This is a genomic window from Faecalibacterium taiwanense (assembly GCF_036632915.2).
Lineage (GTDB): Bacteria > Bacillota > Clostridia > Oscillospirales > Ruminococcaceae > Faecalibacterium > Faecalibacterium taiwanense.
Window position 1 is genome coordinate 852323 of the sequence record NZ_CP155552.1, and the last position, 20687, is coordinate 873009.

Consider the following 20687-nt stretch of genomic DNA (forward strand, 5'->3'; position numbering starts at 1 on the left):
GAAAATTTTTCGGAGTGATGGCTTATGACAATTATCCCAGTTGACAACCATCGACAAGCTGAAAGTCGTCATCGTATTCCTGTTATATAAGGTTGATCGTCGTTTCATCAAAATTCTTAATACTGAACATTGTGCACCACTCTACATCATCCCGAACCGGCTCAAAGTGCAGTGCTGAGCAAGCAGCATGAAGCCTGCCTTGTGATTTTTCTCCAGGCATAATCACTGTTGGTCCGTCAGCTCCACCGATAATGCCTACGCAAGCATTATTTTGGGTTTCCGGCGTGAAGGTGTCTCCCTCCACAGCAATTTCCATAGGCTTATCTCCATCGCAGCAATCACAAATCGAGATATCTTCCTCCGATTCAGGGAAAAGCGTATAACGCATGACGGTAAAGTGTGTCGGATAAACCCAGCGGTCAGAACCGAAACACTTTTGAGGAATTGTTTGTTGCTCTATTTCCTGCACGGTCAATGTATAGTTTGTTCCGCTGACCGGATGGAGGAAAGAAAACGAATCACCGGGAGCGTGTGTCTGGAAATGTGGTCCCGGCACACGGCATGGCCGTTGCTCCATCGTAAGGGAGAGGGATTTTATTTCAGGACGGCGTTTGCTTGTCCACGGAAATGCCGCCCGAAAAATCATCCACCCATAGGATGTATCCAAATCATAGTGTTCCAATGCCCACTTTGCTTCCGCTTCATTGATCATCCCGTCTGGCAAACATGGATTAAAGACCACCGAGCAACCGTGGGAGGTCGGCATTGTTTTCCCGTTCAATTCCAAACGAGGAATAAAGTCAAGACAAAGTGGATTTTCTAAATCTATTTGCAGTTGCTGCTCCTGCGTGAAGTATTCACAAGAGTCGTTTTCGGGGTGTAAATCCCATTTAGTCATGAACTTGCGAATGTCTTCCTCCGGGGTACGCATACAAAAGTCCACAACGAACCCCTTGCTGCACGAATACGCCGCAGGAATGATCCAATGATGCCCGGCCCATTCAAATTGCTGATTCAAGGGGACTTCTGTTCCGGCACGTTCTTTTCCCGAATGTCCCCAGAAGTTTCCCTCAAAGTAGACTTTCCACTCCGGGATAGCTGGTTTTGCGTTCTGGTCCACAACATCGTAATATTCTTTGGTGTACTTGATTTTGCTGTAATCAAAAGATGCCTGAAGCTCTTTGATATATGCCCATGGCCGCTCCATTGGCATCAGCTTTAATTTCGTAGCGACAAGCGCAAGGGTTTCCTGCTGCTCCTGCGTGGGAGGGTTGTCCTGTAAGAAGGTTTCAAATTGTGCCTTATCCCACATCCATGCCTGCTCCAATGCTGCCACATCGCCGCAGGCAAGCAGTAGCCGCAGAAAATCAGCGAAATTTTTTGCCAACGGATGAACATAGTTTGGAAATGTGTTCGCCGGGCTGACAGCAAAAACCATACCGCCAAAGCCACGAACAAAACAGAAGTGGATTCCATCCACACCGGTCCAACCAAATACAGACGCACCCTTTGGTGTGCAAAAATATGGTTCGTTATCTGTACGGCGTTCTACGCCTAAGGATGAAAGATCAATGTCAGTCTGTAATAATTTCTGAAATGTTTTGTCCATCGGCTGATCCTCTTAAACAGAAATTTGATTATTTTTTTCCTTTTCGGAGATAAAGAATTGCGGTAACAAGACACATTCCTGCAATTCCTGCCAGAAATGAATTGGAATAGTTCTTTGTCAGAATGGCCCAAAGGTTGATTGACACAAAGACAGTTAAAAATATAATACCGATTATTCTATTTTTCATTTCTGTTACCCCTGCAACTTTCCGAGTTGTCGAGTTCAGTATACCACACCAAATGGCATTGTAAAAGAGAATATGTATGCCGCCCGCAGGCGGCAAAAGTCAGTCGAGCGGAAATTCCAACTCGGCAAACTCTGCATCGGTCACCAGTTTCAGCTTTTCGATAACGCCCTCCGACAGTTCTCGCAGGGCGGTTTCATCCGGCATCAGGTAGCACTGCATGAGCCGCAGTTCGTGGATAAGCCCTAGCCGGGTGCCGGAGTTGTAGAGCATCATCAGCATGAGTTCCTCGTGGTTAAAGTTCATGTCCATCCCTCGCTTTCCGGCAGACAGTGGGATTGCACTCCGGGGCATCGCACTTTTCCCTGAGATTCATCAGCACCGAAGGACGTTCCGGCTTTGTATCCAGAAACCCCGGCAGTTCCTTGAAGCCGATGCTGTCCACATAATGCACAGACACCTCGCCATTGCGTTTGAGTGCGATCACATCGCTGACCGACAGGCTGTGCCCCTCAAAATCCTGCGGACGGGAGAGGTTGAACATCTGAAATAGTTCTTCCAGAACCTCGTTGTCTGGCACATCCTGCCACATGGCGGGCAGATCAGCATAGTAGGTGACCTCGTAATGCTCCGGGTCGGGCGTTTTGCCTCGACGATTCAACTCCCGCATAGAAGCAAATCTTTCATCAAGGATTTTTTCGTCATGCCGCAGCTGCATCACCATATAAACATCGCACCCTGCGTTCAGAAACTTCTGCGGGATGTCCGTCATGGGTTCACCGTCAAAATTCTGGTTCCATTTTTGCTGCATCGTCCACCTCACAGTTCTGGCGCAGAACGTGCAGAGGATTTTGGCGCAGACGCATCACTTGCCAGTTCTGCCAGCTTTTCCAGTGTGGAAGGGCGATGGTCTGCACTCAGTTCCTCGGCTTCCGCAACTTTATCCATGACTGCATCGTAGTCCCGCAGTAGCCGCCGGCCCTTTTCCATGTGGTGTGCTTCCAGAATCTGCTCACGGGCTTCCTGAATGGTCAGTTCCGGGGCACCCAGCTGCCCGCCGTCCATCACAGAATAATCGCTGTGGTAGAGGGTGTAGTCCCATCCATCCTCACAAGACTGGATGGCAAGGTAGCCTTTGCCGCCCAGTTCCCACGCCGCCTGCTCGTCCTGTGTCTGAATCTCCGGGTAGAAGTCGGCATGGTTTCGTTCCATGACTTCGGCAAACTGGCAGATGTGGAACACATTGCCCAGACCGCCCATGTCAAAGTGATAATCATCCAGATGTTCCACCCGTGCCGTAAAACTGTGCCCATCCGGGTAATCCACCTGAATCACGCCGCCATCTGGAATGCGATAGAGGTCATCATAGTGGCTGTTGATGAGACGAATATCCCTCGGCAGCGTTTCCGGCTCCCAGATGCGCCGTCTGCCGATGCCCGCCTGCGGGATGTTTTCGAGGATCTTTACGCTTTCCTGTTGGATGACCTTGCGGTCATCGTCCGAAAGTTCAAACAGATACCAGTTCCGGGCGGCAGAAATGGCGTTCCTGCCATCGGGCGGCAGGTTCTTTTCCGAGATCTGCCCGCTTTCCAGCGGCTCACCAGTTACCTTGTTGTAGGTGGCAAAGCCGACGCCTGCGCCATTTTCCCGGAGGTGGAGATAGCGTTCATCGTTGATAAGGTAAACCGCTTCTTTTTCTGCTCCATCAGCACCCACCTTCAAATTCCAGAGAAAACCTGCTTCGGCCATCGGCCTCACAGGACAGCAGCACGGTGGCATTGTAGGTCTTGCCCTTGGCGCTCTTGCAGTCCTTCAGCCGGACACGGCCATCCCGCAGCAGCTTGTCCGCCACATGGGAATCCAGTCGCTTACCCAGACGCTTGAAGAACGCATTGTCCTTCCACAGCACGAAACGGCACTCCCTGTTCTCACAGAACCAGCCCTTTTCACGCTCCACAACATTTGCACCGCAGTTCGGACAGACACCAATGATTTTGTTTTTCATAAGCGCATTTACTCCTTTTTTCATTTCCGTATTCTTTACCAGTTCGGTAATCATCGTATTGATCTCAGTCATAAATTCACTCGGCTCCATTTCGCTACGTTCGATTTGTAGCAATTTCGCTTCCCAGTCAGCCGTCATATCCGCAGACTGAATCTCTTCGGGCATTACGGTAATGAGGGCTTTTCCCTTATCCGTGGGCAGCAGCACCTTGGTTTTCTTGGTGCCCTTGCGTTCCAGAAAGCCCTTCTGCACCAGCTTTTCGATGGTGGCGGCTCTCGTTGCCGGGGTACCGATGCCCTGACGTTCTACGCCCTCCGGCATACTGTCTGCACTGGCGATTTCCATCGCATGAAGTAGAAGGTCCTCGGTGAAATGCTTTGGCGGAGACGTTTGACCCTCTTTCAGTTCGACACCGGCAACGCTGCACTGGCTCTGCTCCTGCACATCGGGCAGAACAGCCGGTTCTTTCTGCTTGCCCAACAGTTCGCCCAGCATTTTCCGCTCCATGGCTCTCCATCCATCGGACAGCACCAACTTGCCTTTTGCGGAGAATTCCTCTCCGGCGCAGATGGTGGTGAGCGTAGTTTCTGCATAGCAGTGCGGTTCGCCCACAGCGCAGAGCAGCCGTGCGGCAATCAGCCGCAGGACATTCCGCTCCCCGGCAGGGAGGGCGGCAAGATCTGCGTTTGCCATGCTTTTCGTAGGCAGCAGCGCATGGTGGTCGGTGACTTTGCCGCCATTGATGACCTGCTGCACATGGATGGGAATCGGCTCCTCCACGGCAAACGCCCTGCCCGTGTCCGTCACCAGTCCCGGAAGGGAAGCCGCCATATCCTCCGTCAAAAACCGGCTGTCCGTGCGGGGGTAGGTGATAAGCCGCTTTTCGTAAAGGCTTTGGGCATAATCCAAGGTCTGCTGTGCCGTAAATCCCAGCAGACGGTTGGCATCCCGCTGCAATGCAGTAAGGTCATAGAGCTGCGGCGGGCTTTCGGATTTCTCCTTGCGTTCCATCTTCTGCACCGTGACACGCCCCTCCTTTCGGCATTTGGAAAGCAGCAGTTCGGCATCCGCTTTCTGTGCAAACCGTGTGCTGGATGCCGTGCAGCCACTGGTCAGTTCCAGATCCACCGTGTAGAATTTCTCCGGCACAAAGGCGGCAATGGCGGCTTCCCGAACCACCGTCATGGCAAGTACTGGGGTCATAACACGCCCCACCGCCAGCGGTTGACCGTACAGGCACGAAAAAAGCCGGGACGCGTTGATGCCGACCATCCAGTCGGCGCGTTCCCGGCATAAAGCCGCCTCATACAAGGCATCGTATTCAGTTGACGGTTTGAGATGGGCAAAGCCCTCCCGGATGGCGTTTTCCTCCATGCTGGACAGCCACAGGCGAGAGAAGGGCTTTTGCAGCCTGCTTGCTGGTACACTAAGCGGAAGATGAGTTCTCCCTCCCGGCCGGAATCGCAACTGTTCACAATGCTGTCCACGTCCGGGCGGTGCATCAGCTTTTGCAGAATGCCAAACTGCTTTTTGGTGGACACAGACACCAGATACTGCCACTTTTGCGGCAGGATGGGCAAATCCGCGATACTCCACTTGACGTACTTGGCATCGTAGACATTGGGCGGAGCAAGTTCCACCAGATGACCAACGCACCAGCTTACCAGATAGCCGTTACCCTCCAGATAACCGTCTTTGCGGTTGGTGGCACCGAGGACTTTGGCGTAGGACATGGCAACCGAGGGCTTTTCTGCTACAACTAGAATTAAAATAAGCGTTCCCTCCAATCTGTTTTCATTTGGATATGTACGGCGGCAAATGCCGCCTTGAAATCAGATGGGTTCGGTATCTTCCTCATCGGATTCCTCCGGCTTGTCCTCGGTGGGAATCTCGAAATCGCCCTTGTCCTCGGTGTAGTTTGCATCGGGGTCAAGGGCTTCTTCTGCGGTAGTGCAGCTTCTGCTCTGCTTTGGCTTTTTCGCTACGGAAATAGGCGAGGTCAGTTTTTGGTTGGGTCATGGCATCACGCTCCTTTACAACATTAGTGACATTCGACATTTTTGTTGGTTCGTGGTACACTACATCCAATCGTTGCGAATCAGTTGGAGGTGGTTGTGTTGCTTTCTCTGTACTTAGCTGTTCTTGACGATCAAAGCAATGAAGAACAGTTTATAGCTGTATATAATACTTACAAGCGGCTGGTCTATCATACCGCTTACAAAATTATGGGCGATTCGTATCTGGCAGAAGACGTACTGCAAGAAGTGTTTTTGTACGTTGCCAAAAATTTTTCTAAAATTCATCGAGAAAACTGTCACGAACTTGCCGCTTATCTCGTTAGTTGTAGTAGAAGCCGTGCATACGATATGCTTCGCAATCAGCGAGAAGAGCTGCTGGAAGAAGTATCGGACGCACCAGATGGTGCCCCGGTGCCGGATGATGCAGCAGTCAGCGCCGACAACATCGAACACCTGACAGAACTGATCGGACAGATGAAACCGATGTACCGTGACCCACTGCGCCTTTTGGCAATGGGCTACACCAACCGGGAGATTGCCAAATCGCTTGGACTGACGGACGAAGTGGTTCGGATGCGGCTTTTCCGTGGAAGAAAACTATTGTGGAAGGAGTTGAACCACTATGAGTGAGCAGACAGAAGTTTCTTTTGACACTGCGTTGATGATGGCAATCCATGCAGATGCACAGAAAGAACTGAACGAGCTACCAACTCCGGCGCAGCTTAAAGAACGCTACCCGGACACTTCCCGATGGGATGCCCGCCTGCAAGCGGCGTTGCATAAACGCCGCCCTGTGCTGAAACGAGTGCTTATTGCGGCCCTGACGCTGGTAATTTTAACTCTCGGTGCGCTTACAGTAAGTGCGGACTTCCGCAAGGCAGTCTACACGATGATTCAGAAGTTCTTGCCGATTGAGATGCAGCTGACGTATCAAGTGGACGGCGAACCGTTGGAACGATTGCCGGATGGATACAGCGATCATTATGTGCCGGACGGCTTTGAACGAGATCGTGAGCAGGAATTTGAAAGCGCAGAAAACTTTTTGCACGTTCACTCGTCAAAAGGAAGCGGCAAAGGATATACTGTTCGATGCTCCATTATACAGCCGGGGCAACAGTCCTCGTTTGACAATGAGCATACAACTTATGAGAACGTAAAAGTTGGAGACGCAGACGCAACTTTGGGAACGAGCGTAGAAAAGAACGGCGATACAGTATATATTTTAAGCTGGGAGCAGAGAGGCATTTCAAACACGATTATGGGAAACATCTCACAAGATGAGATTGCGAGAATCGCTGAAAACATTTTTAATATGAGCCTCCATGTTATTTGTTAGAATCAACAAATAACATGGAGATTTTTTGTATAAGCGTACAAACATAACGAAAAACAGAGATTTTTTCAAAAAAGCTGTCACAAACATAAGGCGAATTACGTTGACTAAGCAAAAGCTCCTATTGGAAGCAAAAAAATAGAGGTGTATAAAATGACAAAGAAAGTGGTTTTCAGCATTTGCACTGCAATGATAGTAGTTTTTTCCTTTGGTTTTTTCAAAGTGAATTTTTTAGATAGAAAAGAATCGAAGCTCACAGTCACAAATGTGGATTTGCAAGAGAACTGTATCTATGCAATAGCAAAAAACCAGTTGTATGATGCCGATGATGAATACATAATTCATGGAGCATCAGATTATTTGAAAGGGCAAGTTCAACTATCGCAAATTAAAGAAGGCGAAACAATTATCGTGATTTCAAATGGAAAAGTTTTACAATCAGATCCATACCAATTTGATACGATATATAGCATTCGGCCACAATGATTGCGCTTCCGAAAAATACACAAATGATAGTTATGTACGGCGGCAAATGCCGCCTTAAAATCAGATGGGTTCGGTATCTTCCTCGCCGGTGTCCTCCGGCTCGTCCTCGGTGGGAATCTCAAAATCGCCCTTGTCCTCGGTGTAGTTTGCATCGGGGTCAAGGGCTTCTTTTTCGGCCTGCTTTTTCTGCTTCTGCTTTGTGAAAGCGTAGAAGCCGCCGCCTGCCGCCAGCGCAATCAGCACGATCACACCCAGAAAGCCGGATGCGATACTTGTGACCTTGTTTTCCTTGGGCTGTTCCTCGCCGGATGCTGCCGCTTCTTCGGCGGCTTTTTTCGCTTCTTCCTCGGCTTTCAGCTTATCCTGTTCCGCCTGCGCCGCTGCTTCTTTTTCAGCGGTGTAGGCATCGGCGGCATCCTCTTCCATCAGTGTCAAAAGGTCCGCTTCGTCCACCAGATTCATAAAGTGGACGGTCTGCTGCCCTTTGGCGTTGCGGTCTATCACCAGATAGAAAGTCGCACCCGACTTCGACACCAGCGTGATAAACTGCTGACCGCTGCCATCAGAATAGTTGGTGTTGTAGTCGTCCACCAGCGTCAGGTTGCCCTCCGGGGTCAGGGCACCGGTTTCCTCATCGGTCACGGTGACTACATCTTCTTCATCGGTGGTAGAAGTCAGGACAGGCTGCTCCGCTTCCTCCACAGGCTCACCGCCATAGGCAAAAGCAGGAGCCGCCATGCCAGCGCACAGTGCCACCGACAGCATCAGGGCGCAGAACTTATTCATCATCTTCATTATCAGATGGGTTCGATGTTGTTCCACCTCTCCCACGCCAATGATGTGGATCAAGCCTGGGCCTCAAGCCGCACCAGAGAGGAACTGGACCAGGTGGTGGAACCCTTTGTGCAGGCCAAGCGGCAGACAGGACAGTGGACACAGGAGGATGAGGCGGGCTATCAGCTCTACCGGCAGGAAACAGATCCGAAGAAGCGCACCTTTCGGGTATGGTATCTCATCGCCAACCCCCGCGGCCTGCCGAAAGAGTTTGTCCAGAAAGAGCTGGAGTTTCGGTGGAAACTGTTCCCAGAAAAGAAGGAGGAAACCAAATGAGCAATAAAGCTTTCCAGCAAAATCTGGACGACAAAAAAGGCCCCCAGCCCGGTGGCCCCTATCTCATTCAGATGCTGTTCAAAGAGCCGGTAGAAATGCCGGATAAAGAAAAAATGACTGCTGTAATGGAGAAGCACATCGGATCAACAGAGTGCTTCTGTTATGATAAGAAAATGGCTGGCTTTGCCGCACAGGAGCATATTGCAGAGTTCAAGGACGGAAAATGCCCGGTGCAGCTGATGGTGATGAAATGCGACAAGTTCAAGGGCAAAGGCTTTGATGCCTTCCTGATGAGCCAGATGTGGGACTGCCAGGAGGACCGGGAGCGGATCTTCCGGGAGTGCAAATATCAGGTGGTAGCCACCGATATGCTGGCTGCGACACTTCCGGCGCTGGAGCGTGCCAACCTGGATGCCGACTTTCTGGAGGCTCTTGCGGAGCTGTACCCCACCTGTGAGGCATTCTATTTCCAGAACTGCGGCAAGCTGTTTCTGGCAGAGGATGTACGCTCCCACCAGATTGAGGGTCCGGATCGGTTCATCCGCTTTGGGGTCAATGTCCGCTTCTTTAACATTGAGGGCACTGAGGATATGCTCATCGACACGGTGGGCATGAGTACCCTGTTTCTGCCCGACCTCCAGTACCACTTCCACGACATGGACCCAAACTGGGTGGTAAACCACGCCTATAATGTTGCGTCCTATATTCTGGAGCATGATAATCCCATTGGGGATGGTGAAACCATAGACGGCGTGGCGGATGGCCAGATGTGTCGGGAGATCCAGTGGAAGTGCCAGTATGAGGACGCCCTGATCCAGCCGCCCAGAGGGGTGCTGGACATCAACATGGGAAACTATGCTTCGGGAGGACGCTGAATGAATGGCGTTGTGCTCCTGGTAGGCGGACTTCTGCTTGTGGCGGTGATCAAGCTGATTATAGATCGAAATTGGATCGGCCTGCTTCTCTGTGCTGTCGCCCTGCTTCTGGTCTTTGGGGCTGGACACCATACAAAATAGGCCATTTTAAGAATCGAGGAGGTGAAGTATGCAGAATTCAACAAATATGCGGATACTGGAATTACTCCGGTTTCTCTATGAGCGGACCGATGAAAACCATCCCGCCACAGTATCTGACATCATTGCCCATCTGAATGGAAAAGGAATTCAGGCAGTGCGGCAGACTGTTTACGCAGATACCAATGCGCTGATCGATGCGGGGATTGATATTGTGGTGGTTAAGAGTACCCAAAACCAATATTTTATGGGAAACCGCCTGTTTGAGTATCCAGAACTGAAAATGCTGACAGACGCAGTAGCATCCTCGAAGATCATTTCTGCCAAGAAGTCTGAGGAGCTGGTGCAGAAATTATGCCGTCTGACCAGTCTACATCAGGCAAAGCAGCTTCAAAAATTTGCTGCTTTATCCAGCCGTGTCAAACCGCATAATGAAAAGGTTTACTACATCATTGACAATATCCAAACAGCGATTGGAAACCATCAGCAAATTCGGTTCCAATACTATGAATATACTCAAGAAAAAAAGAAAATCTTAAAGCATGATGGATATTATTATGTCGTAAATCCTTATGCGCTTGAATGGAAAAATGACCATTACTATTTGATTGGATTTTCTCTGAAGCATCAGAAAATTGCTCACTTCCGTGTAGATCGGCTAACAAGTGTAGAAAATCTGGAAACTTACTTTATGCCGATAGAGGGATTTGATGTAGCCTCCTATACAAATAAAATGGTTGATATGTTTACATCGGAGTCATCGAAGGAAGTAACCCTTCTATGTGAAAACGAATTGATGAGAGTAATCATAGATCATTATGGAGAAGATGCTGCTGTTGATAGGTATGATGATACACACTTCACAGCCAAAATTGAAGTGAACCCCAGTGGAACTTTTTATGGCTGGATATTCAAATTCAAAGGGAAAATAAAAATTCTCTCTCCCAAAGAGTGCATTACGGAAATGCAGCAAATCGCTCAGGAATTTATATAGCGCAAAAGAGGTGTTATTGATTTTTAACACCTCTTTTCAAATGAAATTTTTATCCTTGAAGTGAACAGATGTTCGATATACAATATAAGCAAGATGTTCGCAGTTCGTCGAACAAATGAGAGGTGAATGCTGTGGGCAATATAACTTTTGGATCATTTATAGCCGAGAAACGCAAGGCGCACAAATTCAATTTACGCGATACAGCCAAGCATTTGAATATTGCTTACGGTTATCTGTGTGATATTGAGCAAAGCCGCCGTCCTGCACCCAATGGAGATTTTGTGGAACGCATCTCTGCCTTTCTGAATTTGGATAAATCAGAACATGAGTTGCTTTTGGATCTGGCTGCAAAATCACGCAATACAGTATCTGCTGATTTGCCAGACTATATCATGGAAAAAGATATTGTTCGGGCAGCCTTGCGTGTGGCAAAAGAAGTAGATGCTACCGATGAAGAATGGCAGACATTTATGAAAATGCTAAAGGAGCGTAAACGATAGGGGGGAGAGCTTTGTCAATTCCACAAATCCGTACAGAAGCAATCGAGGCAGTAGGGCGAAAAATCCTGATGGAATATGATCCCTCTCTGCTATCCGGGCAACCATGTCCTGTGCCAATCGAAACCATTATCGAGACAAAGTTTGATCTAATCCTGGAGTTTCATACACTAAGAAAAAACCCCAAGATATTAGGGGAAACAATTTTCGATGACGGTGCTGTTGTCTTATATGACCAGATACAGAGACAGTATCGAATGATTGCAGTAAGAGCCGGTACAATCTTAATTGATGAACGGCTTTGTGATCCGTCAAAATTAGGGCGGCTCCGTTTTACCTGTGCCCATGAGCTGGCTCATTGGGTACTACATAAGAAGTTGTACTCTGGTACTGGAGATGTTGCTGCTTATAACGGAAATGTTTCTTCCGACGAAAGTCATGGCATAATTGAGCGTCAGGCGGATACTCTGGCTTCTGCTCTGCTGATGCCTTTACCGCAGATCAAAAAATGTTTTTACCGGCTTAAAATAGGCCGGACAGATGAACAGCTCATTGCTGAAATGGCAAATATTTTTGAGGTTTCCAAGCAAGCAATGCAGATTCGTCTAAAATCCAGAAACCTGATATAACCAAATGGGGGAATAGAGAGAGGCACTGCCCTCTCTCACGCTCCTCTGCTATGCTATTTTGTACCTAATATGTTCGCAATATTGCGAACAAGGAGGGATGTTCTATGAGAAAAGAAAGCACAACAATCCAAAAATGTAACAGCAGGCTAACAGCTTTGGGGCTTAACAGCGACGCTGCGTTTCATAGAAGTAAGCTGATTCTAAAGATTTACCGTGATGTAGTCTGGGTTCTGAGTGAACGGGCAGAAGAATTACAAGAAACTGCTTGGATTATGGGAGAACAAGATATAGAGTCTGGCCTCTGCTATCTTGAAAATTTTGCACCAGATATTGAACTGCAAGCCTTTGAAGAAAAAGTTTGCTGCCTTGTTCAAAATCAAATGCTAGTCAATATTATTGACCGTGCACTCCTTCGTCTGAAACGGTATCCGGATCGAGGAGAACTTTACTATGAAATTTTGACTAAGCAATTTATCTATCGGTTCAACAGTACAGAGAAAGAATTGCTGGAAGAACTAAATATAGAGCGCAGTGTCTTTTATGACCGAAAACGAGAAGCCATCTATTTATTTTCTGTTTGCTTGTTTGGATATTCTATTCCAGAAGTCCTGGAGGAGCTGCCCCGACTAAATCCCGACTAAATCCCGACAAATCCCCGACCTAATCCCTACTCCCTTCCGACTTCCGACCTGCTATACTTGTTATAGTGGCAGGAATGCGCTAAATTGAATACTTTTCTACATAAGGCCCGGCATTAACCGGGCTTTTTTCATTCCTGCTGCAATATGGCGGCAGGAACATGGCTGGAGGTGAAAACACTTCCGGCCTTTTTCTTTGCCCGGTATTAGGAGGCCGGTATGCGCTGGGAGGCGTACATAGCAAAATATCCATGACACCGTTCAAATTCGCTGACTACCAAGAATTTGAACGGAGGAAAGGATATGACGAGAGTATTCATTTGGAAAAATAACAGCCCACAGGAATGGGAGGAAATCAGTTTTTCAGCGTTCAGTAAGGCACGCCGCAATGGTTGCTTTACTGGGCGCTTTTTTGTTGAAACAGTCAAAATGTTCCGTGATGAAGATGACCGCATTATCATGGAATGTTCTCGCAAAGATTTTGAAAAATACCAACAGGAGGACCGCCACAGCCGCTATCTCCAGGAACATGAGAAAAGTCGCTCTATATTCCCGGCTTCTCATGTGGGAGATCGTGACGGCACAGAGGAAGGTTATCAGGATACAGATTTGTTTGTGGATGAATCTGTTGATACTGCGGAACAAGCTATTCAGAATTTACTTCTTGAGGATTTACACCAAGCTCTATTGAAACTGAGTCCAGCAGAACGAGATTTTATATTGTCCTATTATGAAATGAAAATACCAAATGCAACTTGTTTAGCCCAACGATATGGTATTACTCGGCAAGCCGCAGATAAGCGATCGAAAAAAATTGAAGAAAAAATAAAAAAGTTGGTTGCGATTTTCTAAAAAAGTGGCAGTAGCAAGTGAGAGGGAAATCCTTTCACTTGCACCTTGACAACCTCATATACGAATCATTAAGTTTGATCCTCTTTGGGCGTAATAGCCGCTACATCAGCGGTATATTTTCTGAGAGCTGCCACTCGCATAACAGGCCAACCCATTTTTGCTGTATAGATGAGTTTTCGGTTTATCAGAAATATATCAGGCTGGAATACATCGGATGGCATCCGGTCATGGCATAACAAGGAGGAAAGCTCTCTTACAGCCATAGTCCGAGCGTGATAATAACCGTCGCAGGCCATGGGTAAGACCAAACGAAGTGGAGGTGAAACTCCTGAGAAGCAGGCCAGCCACCTGCGGCTTAATGATTACCCAAATCCCTGGGGTGTCGTGGACAAGTAAGGGATAAAACAGGCGCTAAATTGAAGGAGACTCTGTAATTTGCAGAGCCTCCTTCTTACATAATCAAATCTCAAAACATAGGAGGATGAACATGAAAGAAGATTGGATTTATAAGCGTGGGGATTTATATTATGCCAATTTGAACCCTTATTTTGGATCAGAGCAAGGCGGCACCCGTCCTGTCCTGGTTCTTCAAAACAATGTGGGGAATTTTTTCTGCCCCACTTTGATCGTAGCTCCACTCACCAGTAAATGGATTAAGAAAAAGGAGCTGCCCACACACTATGCACTGGAGAGCGTTCCAGAGCTTGGACTGAAATCTGTTGTTCTGCTGGAGCAAATTAAAACGATTGATAAAAGGCGTGTTTTATCGTACATTGGGCGCGTATCTCGCGAAGAAATGAGAGCGATTGATGATGCTCTGCAAGTTAGTTTAGATATTCATATTCCGGAGGAAATGGAGGCTCCGTAAGGCCACTTACCGGATAAAGGAGGCGTTTTTATGTTTGAAGCAAGAATTGCGGAATTGAACCGCTTTAATGAACAAAATCCTGTCAGCTATGACAAAAGAACCTATACGGTCGATGAGATTCAGGACATTCTGGGTATCAGTCGTCCCACAGCATATAATCTGGTAAAACAGGGTGTATTCCACAGCGTCAGAGTCGGCGGTCATATCCGCATTTCCAAAAAGAGCTTTGATGACTGGCTGGATCACGCAGATGAATGATTTGTCAAGGATGCCGATCTCCAAATCGACATCCTTAACTTTTTTTCTGCTTTCTCTTACAATGAGGCCATAGCAAGAAAAACTTTATAGAGGAGGCAAAAGCCATGCAAAAACAAAGAGTAAAGACCAGTATGTCTGTACCAGAGATGGGCAAAATGCTTGGGCTTGGTAAAGTAGAATCCTACTGGTTGGTTAAAAAGAACTATTTCAAAACAATTCAAGTGGCCGGACGAATGAGAGTTATGCTGGATAGCTTTGAAGATTGGTATGCCGGCCAGTTCCACTATAAAAAAGTGGATGGTACACCGCCCGGAGAGAAATGGAGGCATACTACGATGTCAGTTCCGGAAATGGCGGATCTTTTGGGGCTGAAATCTGGCACAGCTTATGACCTTGTTAAAAGGGGCTATTTTGAGACGACCTTGATTGATCGAAGAATTCGTATCATTACCAGCAGTTTTGAAGCCTGGTATCAAAAGCAAACTCATTATGTGAAAATCTCAGAAAGGAGCAATGAAAATGGCATCTATCGTGAAGCGTAAAAGCAAATATTCTGTGGTGTATGATTACACAGATGAAAACGGAAAACGCAGACAGCGTTGGGAAACCTTCAGCACAAATGCAGAAGCAAAAAAACGAAAAAAGCAAATTGAGTATGAGCAGGACTCTGGAACCTTCTTTATTCCTACGGCAAAGACCCTGAACGATCTGCTCGATGAATATATGTCCATCTATGGTGTAAATACCTGGGCAATGTCAACATATGAAAGCCGCCGTGGTCTGGCGAGAAACTACATAACTCCTATTATCGGAGATATGTTACTATCCGACATCACTCCAAGGATGATGGATAAGTATTACCGTGATCTGCTCTCTGTGAAAACGGTAAGCGTCAACAACCGCAAACCCACAAGCGAATATCTGACCCCGCATACAGTAAGAGAAATTCACAAGCTACTTCGCAGTGCCTTTAATCAGGCGGTGCGTTGGGAACTAATCAGCCGTAACCCTGTCCTGAATGCGACACTTCCCAAAGAAGAACATAAAGAACGGGATATATGGACTGCCGAAACGCTGAGCAAGGCTATGGAAGTCTGTGATGATCCTATCCTCTCCCTTGCCTTAAATCTGGCGTTCTCCTGCTCTTTACGCATTGGTGAAATGCTGGGCCTTACCTGGGACTGCATTGATATTGCACCACAGAGCATAGAAAATGGTTCAGCTTATATATTCGTCAACAAAGAGCTGCAACGGGTTACACGAGGTGCATTGGACGATTTGAGCGACAAAGGTGTTATTAAGAAGTTTCCACCTTGCATAGCCAGTACCCATACTGCTCTGGTCCTGAAAGAGCCTAAAACCAAAACCAGTATTCGCCGCGTGTACCTGCCGAAAACAGTTGCCTATATGCTGGTAGAGAGAAAAAAAGAAATTGATGAGCTGATGGATCTGTTTGGAGATGAATACATCGACAATAACCTGGTCTTTTGCTCCAGCAATGGCCGTCCGATGGAAAGCCAGGTGATTAACCGTGCTTTCAATAAACTTATCAAAGAAAACGGACTGCCTCATGTTGTATTCCATTCTCTCCGTCACTCCAGTATCACCTACAAGCTGAAACTCAATGGTGGCGATATGAAATCCGTCCAGGGCGACTCTGGTCATGCTCAGGTAAAAATGGTTGCAGATGTCTACTCTCACATCATCGACGAGGATCGCTGCATAAACGCTCAGCGATTGGAGGAAGCATTTTACTCATCCAAGACTCCTGACCCTGTTGAAGATACAGAGCCTAAAACTGCGGATACTGCCGTCACTGAAAGTGATGAAAGTGATGCAGCGAAGATACTGGAACTGCTTAAAAATCCCGAAACTGCCGCACTGCTCAAGCAGCTGGCAAAAGCTTTATAAAGTCCCTCCCTCAGAAGAACGCCTCTCACTTTGTGAGAGGTTTTCTTCGTTTGAACCACTTTGCACAGTGACCAAACACTTTTTTTGTTAGCAAGGTTCTGAAAGCATTTTTGAGCGATGTTAGCAAATTCGCGATTTTGTTTGCAACTTCCTCTAATTTCTGCTAACAAATGTTTGCAAGTTCCTTTGGTAAAAATCGAACCTCTGACTTACCGCCTTTCTTAGCAAAAGGCCAAATCTCGTTAGCAAATGTTAGCAAACCAAGGTTTTTTGCAAAAAAGCCACAAAAGCCGCAGAAATAAGAAAAGCCGAAAACCCTGATAAATCAAAGGTTTTCGGCGTGTTTGCTGGCGTCCCTGGCGGGATTCGAACCCACGGCCTTTCGCTTAGGAGTAGACCCGATACGATGAAACCAAGTGCAACACAGTGCAAGAAAATCCTTGGAAATACAAGGCTTTTCACAGTTTCAAATCCTATCTGGTATTACGCTTCATAAGCATTTTCATAGGGATTTTACACCGTCCAATTGGCTCGAAATTAGCAAGGCTTTCGATTTTCGGTGGACGTTGCAAGTGCAAGCAAATTCCTCTATGTAACTTCTCGTGATACGAAATGATAGGAAATCCTATTCATTCTCGTGCGGAGGCGCTGATGTCTTTAGACACCATCTTAGTCTGTTTAATATATCATTTCAAAATAGATTTTTCAACCAGCATTATTAAGAATTTCAAAGGTTTTTCAGACTCAATGATTCTATGTAATTTAGACCCGCCGAAGCAGGTCTTTTTTTATTTCAGCATAATCTCTCTATCCTCAGCGCCGAGCATATAAGCACCCTTGGCAAAAGCATCCCTTGCCAGAAGCTCTGCTACATCAACCCTATCGAACAGCATCCATATTTCTTTCTCTTTCGGAGTCAGTTCATGGCTATGGTCAAACAAATGCTCAAGTCCCAATCCTTCAAGCAATGCCGACTTTGCTGCTTTGTATTCCTCAGCTCTGCCAACATATTCGTCGTTCCTTTCCTTGGAAAATGCCTCGATATTGTCAGCTCTCAGATGCTCGTAATACTCGTCCATAAAGATTCTATCCATACTCGTTGACCTCCATAACAAAAAAATAAGGGCAGACCCTTTTACAGCTATTGTAGCTATGTAAAAGGATCTGCCCTTGCAGTTACTATAATGTTTTTGCCAGCGACTTCAGGAGTGCTGCCATTTCCGGATTTTGCAGAAGCTTCAGAAGAAGTTCTTTATCATCAGCGGAGCTTTCCGTTGCGGCTGGTTGAACCGGCTCAGGCGTTGCCTGTCTGCCTGAGTAGAACGCAGCTTCCATTCTTTCAGCGTTCAGTCTGCGGTCATCGTCGATGATATGAGAGTAAACATCCGCTACCATCTTGACCTGTGCATGACCGGAATCGCCTTGAACGGATTTCATATCGCCGCCGTTCAGCTTCAGCTTGTAAGTGATACTGGAATGTCGGAGACTATGGAAAACCACTTTCGGCAGTCCCTTCTCCTCAATCAGCTTATTGAAAGCACGGTTGATAACCTGCCCCTCAATCGGCTTGCCATTGGAAGAACAGAAAACCAGATTGAAGTCTACGAACTCGTCACCGAAAAGGTCTTTCAGTTCTTCGATGTCAGCCTTTCGCTGTACCAACATTTCCGCTACGGTTTTCGGTAAGAACACCTTGCGGACACTTGTTTTGGTCTTAGGAGTTTTGAGAACCAATGCGGTATGCGTACTGGCGAAGGTCGGCGGGAACTTGAACATGATGTCCTTACCGTCCAGATCTGCCATCGCTTCACGATTTACTCTCTGCAACTCCTTTTCAACGAAGATGCTTGCCTGACCAAGTTCAATACTGGTGGGGGAAATGTCAATACAGTCCCAAGTAAGCCCCAGAAGCTCGCCCATTCGCAAGGAACAGGAGAAGGCAAGGTTAATGGCCAGACGAAGAATATCATCGTCACAGGCTTCCAGAGCCTTCTGGAGCACTTCTGCTGTCCAGATGTCCCTGGTCTTGTGTTCTTCCTTCGGCAGTGTAGCGTGCTCCACAGGGTTTCTGGTCATCAATTCCCACTTGACCGCCTGATTGAAAGCATTTCGCAATGTCTTGTGAACCTCTCGGACAGTATGCGGAGTCAGATATTCTGTACGGGCTTTTACATACTTAGAAGAAACCGCTTTGACAGAAAGCAAATCTCGGTAATACTTGTCCATGATTCTCGGCGTGACATCCTCCAGCTTCATATCACCGATGAGGGGACGAATATAGTTTGCAATCAGGCTCTTTCTGCTTTCATAGGTAGACATCGCCCAGGTGTTCACACCATAGATTGACATATACTCATCCAAAAGATCGTTGACGGTTTTAGCAGAAGGGGGAATAAAGGTTCCGGACTCCTGCTCATATTCAACCTGCAACTTCCTTTTCTTTGCTTCAGCATTCGTTTCAAAGGTTTCCCACTTCTGACGCTTGTTGCCGTTCTCATCGGTGTATGTATAAACCACAGAATACTTCTTTTTTCTCTTAACGATAGATGCCATGTAATCATCTCCTTTCCTGTCTATCTTCCGCTAACTGGTAGCGGGTCTGATTCTGATACCACTTCATAAAGCTCTCTTTTGTAGCTCGGTTATGCCTGCCCACTCGAATCAGCTCGAAGCTTCCCTTGGCGGCAATGCTGTAGATATTCTGGCGATTGGTGTCAAGCATTCTTGCAATCTCTGGCAGACCGTAGGTGGATGCCATAATATCTGCATCAAGTTCCTGATCCTCTACCGTGCGGTAATCGGTTTGAGAAGCATACCATCTTTCAAAGCTCTCCTTGGTCACTCTGCGCTTGCCCAGGACATCGACCACATCAAAATGCCCTTTGGCAACCAGTTCGTAAGCAGTCGCTTCTTTCAGCCCAAGGCGCTGTCCAAGCTCCTCCATTGAATATGTAGTTTTCTTCAGTTCCTCACCGGGAGGGGTTCCATCGACCTTCTGGTATTTGAACTGATTGGCATACCATTCTTCAAAGCTGTCGATCATCACCCTCATGGTGTTGCCGACAAGAATGGTTTTGAAGTAATTCTTCTTAATGAGCCAGTATGACTCCGTTTTTCCAAGACCAAGCATCCTGCCCATTTCCGGAACAGACATACTCGTGCGTTTTCTCATTTCCGCCATCGTACAACCTCCTATGTAAAAAATGTAGCCATGTGTTTCTTGTCATGGCTACATTTTATCGAACTCTCAATATGTTTTGAAGTTTGTCGCCGGGTTGTACGACACCCTTGACAAATCTTACATTTGATGATCCAACCACTCATCAAAACTCTTTTTGGAGATTCTGATGCTGCCGCCAATGCGGACACTATGAAAAACCTTCTTTTTCACAAGGTTGTATGCACTGGTTCTGCTGATGCCCAGAATATCCTGAATCTCATCAACCGTATAGGTTCTCTTATCAAACTGAACTGTGTTAGCAGCTATCGCTTCTTCGGTGCGCTGATTCATGGCAGCGATTCTTTCTTCAAACATTTATGTTCACTCCTTCGTTTTCTTTGCTTTATGTTTTGTGGAACGCTTTTTCAGCTGCTCCATTGCCAGGCTGACGGATAAGGCTTTCTCAATCGCTACCATTTCACGGGGCGTTACCTTACCTAAGTAATTATCAATCCTGCTCTTATCAATGGTGCGAATCTGTTCCAGCTGAACAACGGACGCTTCTTTGAATGCAGGATTGTCGTAAATAACAAAGTGCGTCGGCATATTCGCTTTCTTATGGATTCTGGTGGTGACCGTTGCCACAATCAATGTGGGAGCGTGTTTATTACCGGTATCGTTCTGAATGACGATAACCGGACGGATGCCGCCTTGTTCCGACCCAACTACCGGGTCCAGATTGGCGCAATAAATATCACCACGGCAATATACCCAATTTTCTTTCATCATTTGCCATGACCTCCTTTCGTTGGGTATGTAATAACTGACTGCCTGAAATGAATCAGGCAGTCAGTCCAAAAGTCTATGTGTCCCATATTTGCCACGCACCCCTGAGAAAGAGGGCTTACGCCCTCAGGGAATCACCGAACGACTGATTGCGAATCAGTTCCATAGGAATCTAACCTCTGCCGGGTTCTCCGCCAGCTCCGTAGAGAAGTATCTTTAATCCTGTTGCTTTCATGGCCGTATTGGGAGCAACCCAATATTTACAAGCCAGTATTGATCGCTGGCATCGGGAGAGAGACAACTGCTTAATTTATAGAAGAAAGTCGTTCTGTTTCT

The 20687-nt window shown here is 47.1% G+C and carries 23 protein-coding genes and 2 pseudogenes; 14 read left to right on the forward strand and 11 right to left on the reverse strand.

The window, feature by feature from the left end:
• Positions 1 to 82: 82 nt before the first annotated feature.
• From PXT33_RS04185 to PXT33_RS04205, 5 genes and pseudogenes are all read right to left on the reverse strand, one after another.
• The gene (locus tag PXT33_RS04185; RefSeq protein WP_217298113.1) at positions 83 to 1609 is read right to left on the reverse strand and encodes a sodium ion-translocating decarboxylase subunit beta; all 1527 of its coding nucleotides are present in this window, start codon (positions 1607 to 1609) and stop codon (positions 83 to 85) included.
• 286 nt (positions 1610 to 1895) lie between these two features.
• The gene (locus PXT33_RS04190; RefSeq protein WP_044954181.1) at positions 1896 to 2099 is read right to left on the reverse strand and encodes a transposon-transfer assisting family protein; all 204 of its coding nucleotides are present in this window, start codon (positions 2097 to 2099) and stop codon (positions 1896 to 1898) included.
• Positions 2089 to 2604, reverse strand: a complete 516-nt coding sequence (locus PXT33_RS04195) for a YodL domain-containing protein (protein WP_302276719.1) — start codon at positions 2602 to 2604, stop codon at positions 2089 to 2091. Before PXT33_RS04195 ends, PXT33_RS04190 begins: the two co-directional genes overlap by 11 nt.
• Before the next feature lie 8 nt (positions 2605 to 2612).
• The gene (locus PXT33_RS04200; protein ID WP_347070544.1) at positions 2613 to 3509 is read right to left on the reverse strand and encodes an LPD16 domain-containing protein; all 897 of its coding nucleotides are present in this window, start codon (positions 3507 to 3509) and stop codon (positions 2613 to 2615) included.
• Positions 3499 to 5531, reverse strand: a pseudogene (locus tag PXT33_RS04205) (DNA topoisomerase 3). Before PXT33_RS04205 ends, PXT33_RS04200 begins: the two are co-directional and overlap by 11 nt.
• A 381-nt stretch (positions 5532 to 5912) precedes the next feature.
• Between PXT33_RS04205 and PXT33_RS04210 the strand changes: the two are divergent.
• The 3 genes from PXT33_RS04210 to PXT33_RS04220 all read left to right on the forward strand — a co-directional run bounded on the left by PXT33_RS04210 (position 5913) and on the right by PXT33_RS04220 (position 7635).
• Positions 5913 to 6446: a sigma-70 family RNA polymerase sigma factor gene (locus tag PXT33_RS04210; RefSeq protein ID WP_243145086.1), complete on the forward strand. Its 534-nt coding sequence runs from the start codon at positions 5913 to 5915 to the stop codon at positions 6444 to 6446.
• On the forward strand, positions 6439 to 7152 hold the full coding sequence (locus PXT33_RS04215) for a DUF4367 domain-containing protein (RefSeq protein WP_306508499.1): 714 nt from the start codon (positions 6439 to 6441) through the stop codon (positions 7150 to 7152). Before PXT33_RS04210 ends, PXT33_RS04215 begins: the two co-directional genes overlap by 8 nt.
• Before the next feature lie 150 nt (positions 7153 to 7302).
• The gene (locus PXT33_RS04220; RefSeq protein WP_156075035.1) at positions 7303 to 7635 is read left to right on the forward strand and encodes a hypothetical protein; all 333 of its coding nucleotides are present in this window, start codon (positions 7303 to 7305) and stop codon (positions 7633 to 7635) included.
• A 60-nt stretch (positions 7636 to 7695) separates the two neighbouring features.
• Here the strand turns inward: PXT33_RS04220 and PXT33_RS04225 are convergent, their stop codons facing one another.
• On the reverse strand, positions 7696 to 8430 hold the full coding sequence (locus PXT33_RS04225; RefSeq protein ID WP_332376002.1) for a DUF4366 domain-containing protein: 735 nt from the start codon (positions 8428 to 8430) through the stop codon (positions 7696 to 7698).
• 3 nt (positions 8431 to 8433) lie between these two features.
• Here PXT33_RS04225 and PXT33_RS04230 point away from each other — a divergent pair.
• The 11 genes and pseudogenes from PXT33_RS04230 to PXT33_RS04280 all read left to right on the forward strand — a co-directional run.
• Positions 8434 to 8745, forward strand: a pseudogene (locus tag PXT33_RS04230) (spondin); the annotation flags it as partial.
• Entirely contained in the window at positions 8742 to 9620 is an 879-nt protein-coding gene (locus tag PXT33_RS04235) for a DUF4261 domain-containing protein (protein WP_006059617.1), read from the forward strand. The pseudogene PXT33_RS04230 and the gene PXT33_RS04235, both read left to right, overlap by 4 nt.
• 169 nt (positions 9621 to 9789) lie before the next feature.
• Positions 9790 to 10752: a YafY family protein gene (locus tag PXT33_RS04240; RefSeq protein WP_006773000.1), complete on the forward strand. Its 963-nt coding sequence runs from the start codon at positions 9790 to 9792 to the stop codon at positions 10750 to 10752.
• A 131-nt stretch (positions 10753 to 10883) separates the two neighbouring features.
• Positions 10884 to 11252, forward strand: a complete 369-nt coding sequence (locus PXT33_RS04245) for a helix-turn-helix domain-containing protein (RefSeq protein ID WP_002569119.1) — start codon at positions 10884 to 10886, stop codon at positions 11250 to 11252.
• A gap of 11 nt (positions 11253 to 11263) precedes the next feature.
• Entirely contained in the window at positions 11264 to 11878 is a 615-nt protein-coding gene (locus PXT33_RS04250; protein ID WP_002592912.1) for an ImmA/IrrE family metallo-endopeptidase, read from the forward strand.
• 104 nt (positions 11879 to 11982) lie between these two features.
• A complete protein-coding gene (locus PXT33_RS04255) occupies positions 11983 to 12519 on the forward strand; it encodes a hypothetical protein (protein WP_002592913.1) in 537 nt (178 codons plus the stop codon).
• Positions 12520 to 12819: 300 nt separating this feature from the next.
• A complete protein-coding gene (locus tag PXT33_RS04260; RefSeq protein ID WP_332376003.1) occupies positions 12820 to 13368 on the forward strand; it encodes a sigma-70 family RNA polymerase sigma factor in 549 nt (182 codons plus the stop codon).
• A gap of 487 nt (positions 13369 to 13855) precedes the next feature.
• Positions 13856 to 14236 (forward strand): type II toxin-antitoxin system PemK/MazF family toxin, encoded by a 381-nt coding sequence (locus PXT33_RS04265; RefSeq protein WP_002569115.1) that lies wholly within the window; start codon positions 13856 to 13858, stop codon positions 14234 to 14236.
• Between the two features lie 30 nt (positions 14237 to 14266).
• Positions 14267 to 14494 (forward strand): helix-turn-helix domain-containing protein, encoded by a 228-nt coding sequence (locus PXT33_RS04270; protein ID WP_002569114.1) that lies wholly within the window; start codon positions 14267 to 14269, stop codon positions 14492 to 14494.
• Between the two features lie 104 nt (positions 14495 to 14598).
• Positions 14599 to 15036, forward strand: a complete 438-nt coding sequence (locus PXT33_RS04275; RefSeq protein WP_002569113.1) for a helix-turn-helix domain-containing protein — start codon at positions 14599 to 14601, stop codon at positions 15034 to 15036.
• Positions 15014 to 16405, forward strand: coding sequence for a tyrosine-type recombinase/integrase (locus PXT33_RS04280; protein ID WP_007862346.1), 1392 nt, complete (start codon positions 15014 to 15016; stop codon positions 16403 to 16405). The genes PXT33_RS04275 and PXT33_RS04280 overlap by 23 nt, the downstream gene beginning before the upstream one ends.
• Positions 16406 to 17193: 788 nt before the next feature.
• On the opposite strand, the gene PXT33_RS04285 is transcribed toward PXT33_RS04280, so the two are convergent.
• From PXT33_RS04285 to PXT33_RS04305, 5 genes are all read right to left on the reverse strand, one after another.
• Positions 17194 to 17499: a hypothetical protein gene (locus PXT33_RS04285; protein WP_002304425.1), complete on the reverse strand. Its 306-nt coding sequence runs from the start codon at positions 17497 to 17499 to the stop codon at positions 17194 to 17196.
• Positions 17500 to 17584: 85 nt separating this feature from the next.
• Positions 17585 to 18958 carry a tyrosine recombinase XerC gene (gene xerC, locus PXT33_RS04290; RefSeq protein ID WP_002304423.1) on the reverse strand — a complete coding sequence of 458 codons (1374 nt, stop codon included), beginning with the start codon at positions 18956 to 18958 and terminating at the stop codon, positions 17585 to 17587.
• Positions 18959 to 18962: 4 nt separating this feature from the next.
• Positions 18963 to 19586: a helix-turn-helix domain-containing protein gene (locus PXT33_RS04295; protein WP_110437433.1), complete on the reverse strand. Its 624-nt coding sequence runs from the start codon at positions 19584 to 19586 to the stop codon at positions 18963 to 18965.
• Positions 19587 to 19703: 117 nt separating this feature from the next.
• Positions 19704 to 19940: a helix-turn-helix domain-containing protein gene (locus PXT33_RS04300; RefSeq protein WP_110437432.1), complete on the reverse strand. Its 237-nt coding sequence runs from the start codon at positions 19938 to 19940 to the stop codon at positions 19704 to 19706.
• A 6-nt stretch (positions 19941 to 19946) separates the two neighbouring features.
• Positions 19947 to 20354: a type II toxin-antitoxin system PemK/MazF family toxin gene (locus PXT33_RS04305; RefSeq protein WP_110437431.1), complete on the reverse strand. Its 408-nt coding sequence runs from the start codon at positions 20352 to 20354 to the stop codon at positions 19947 to 19949.
• Positions 20355 to 20687 lie beyond the last annotated feature (333 nt).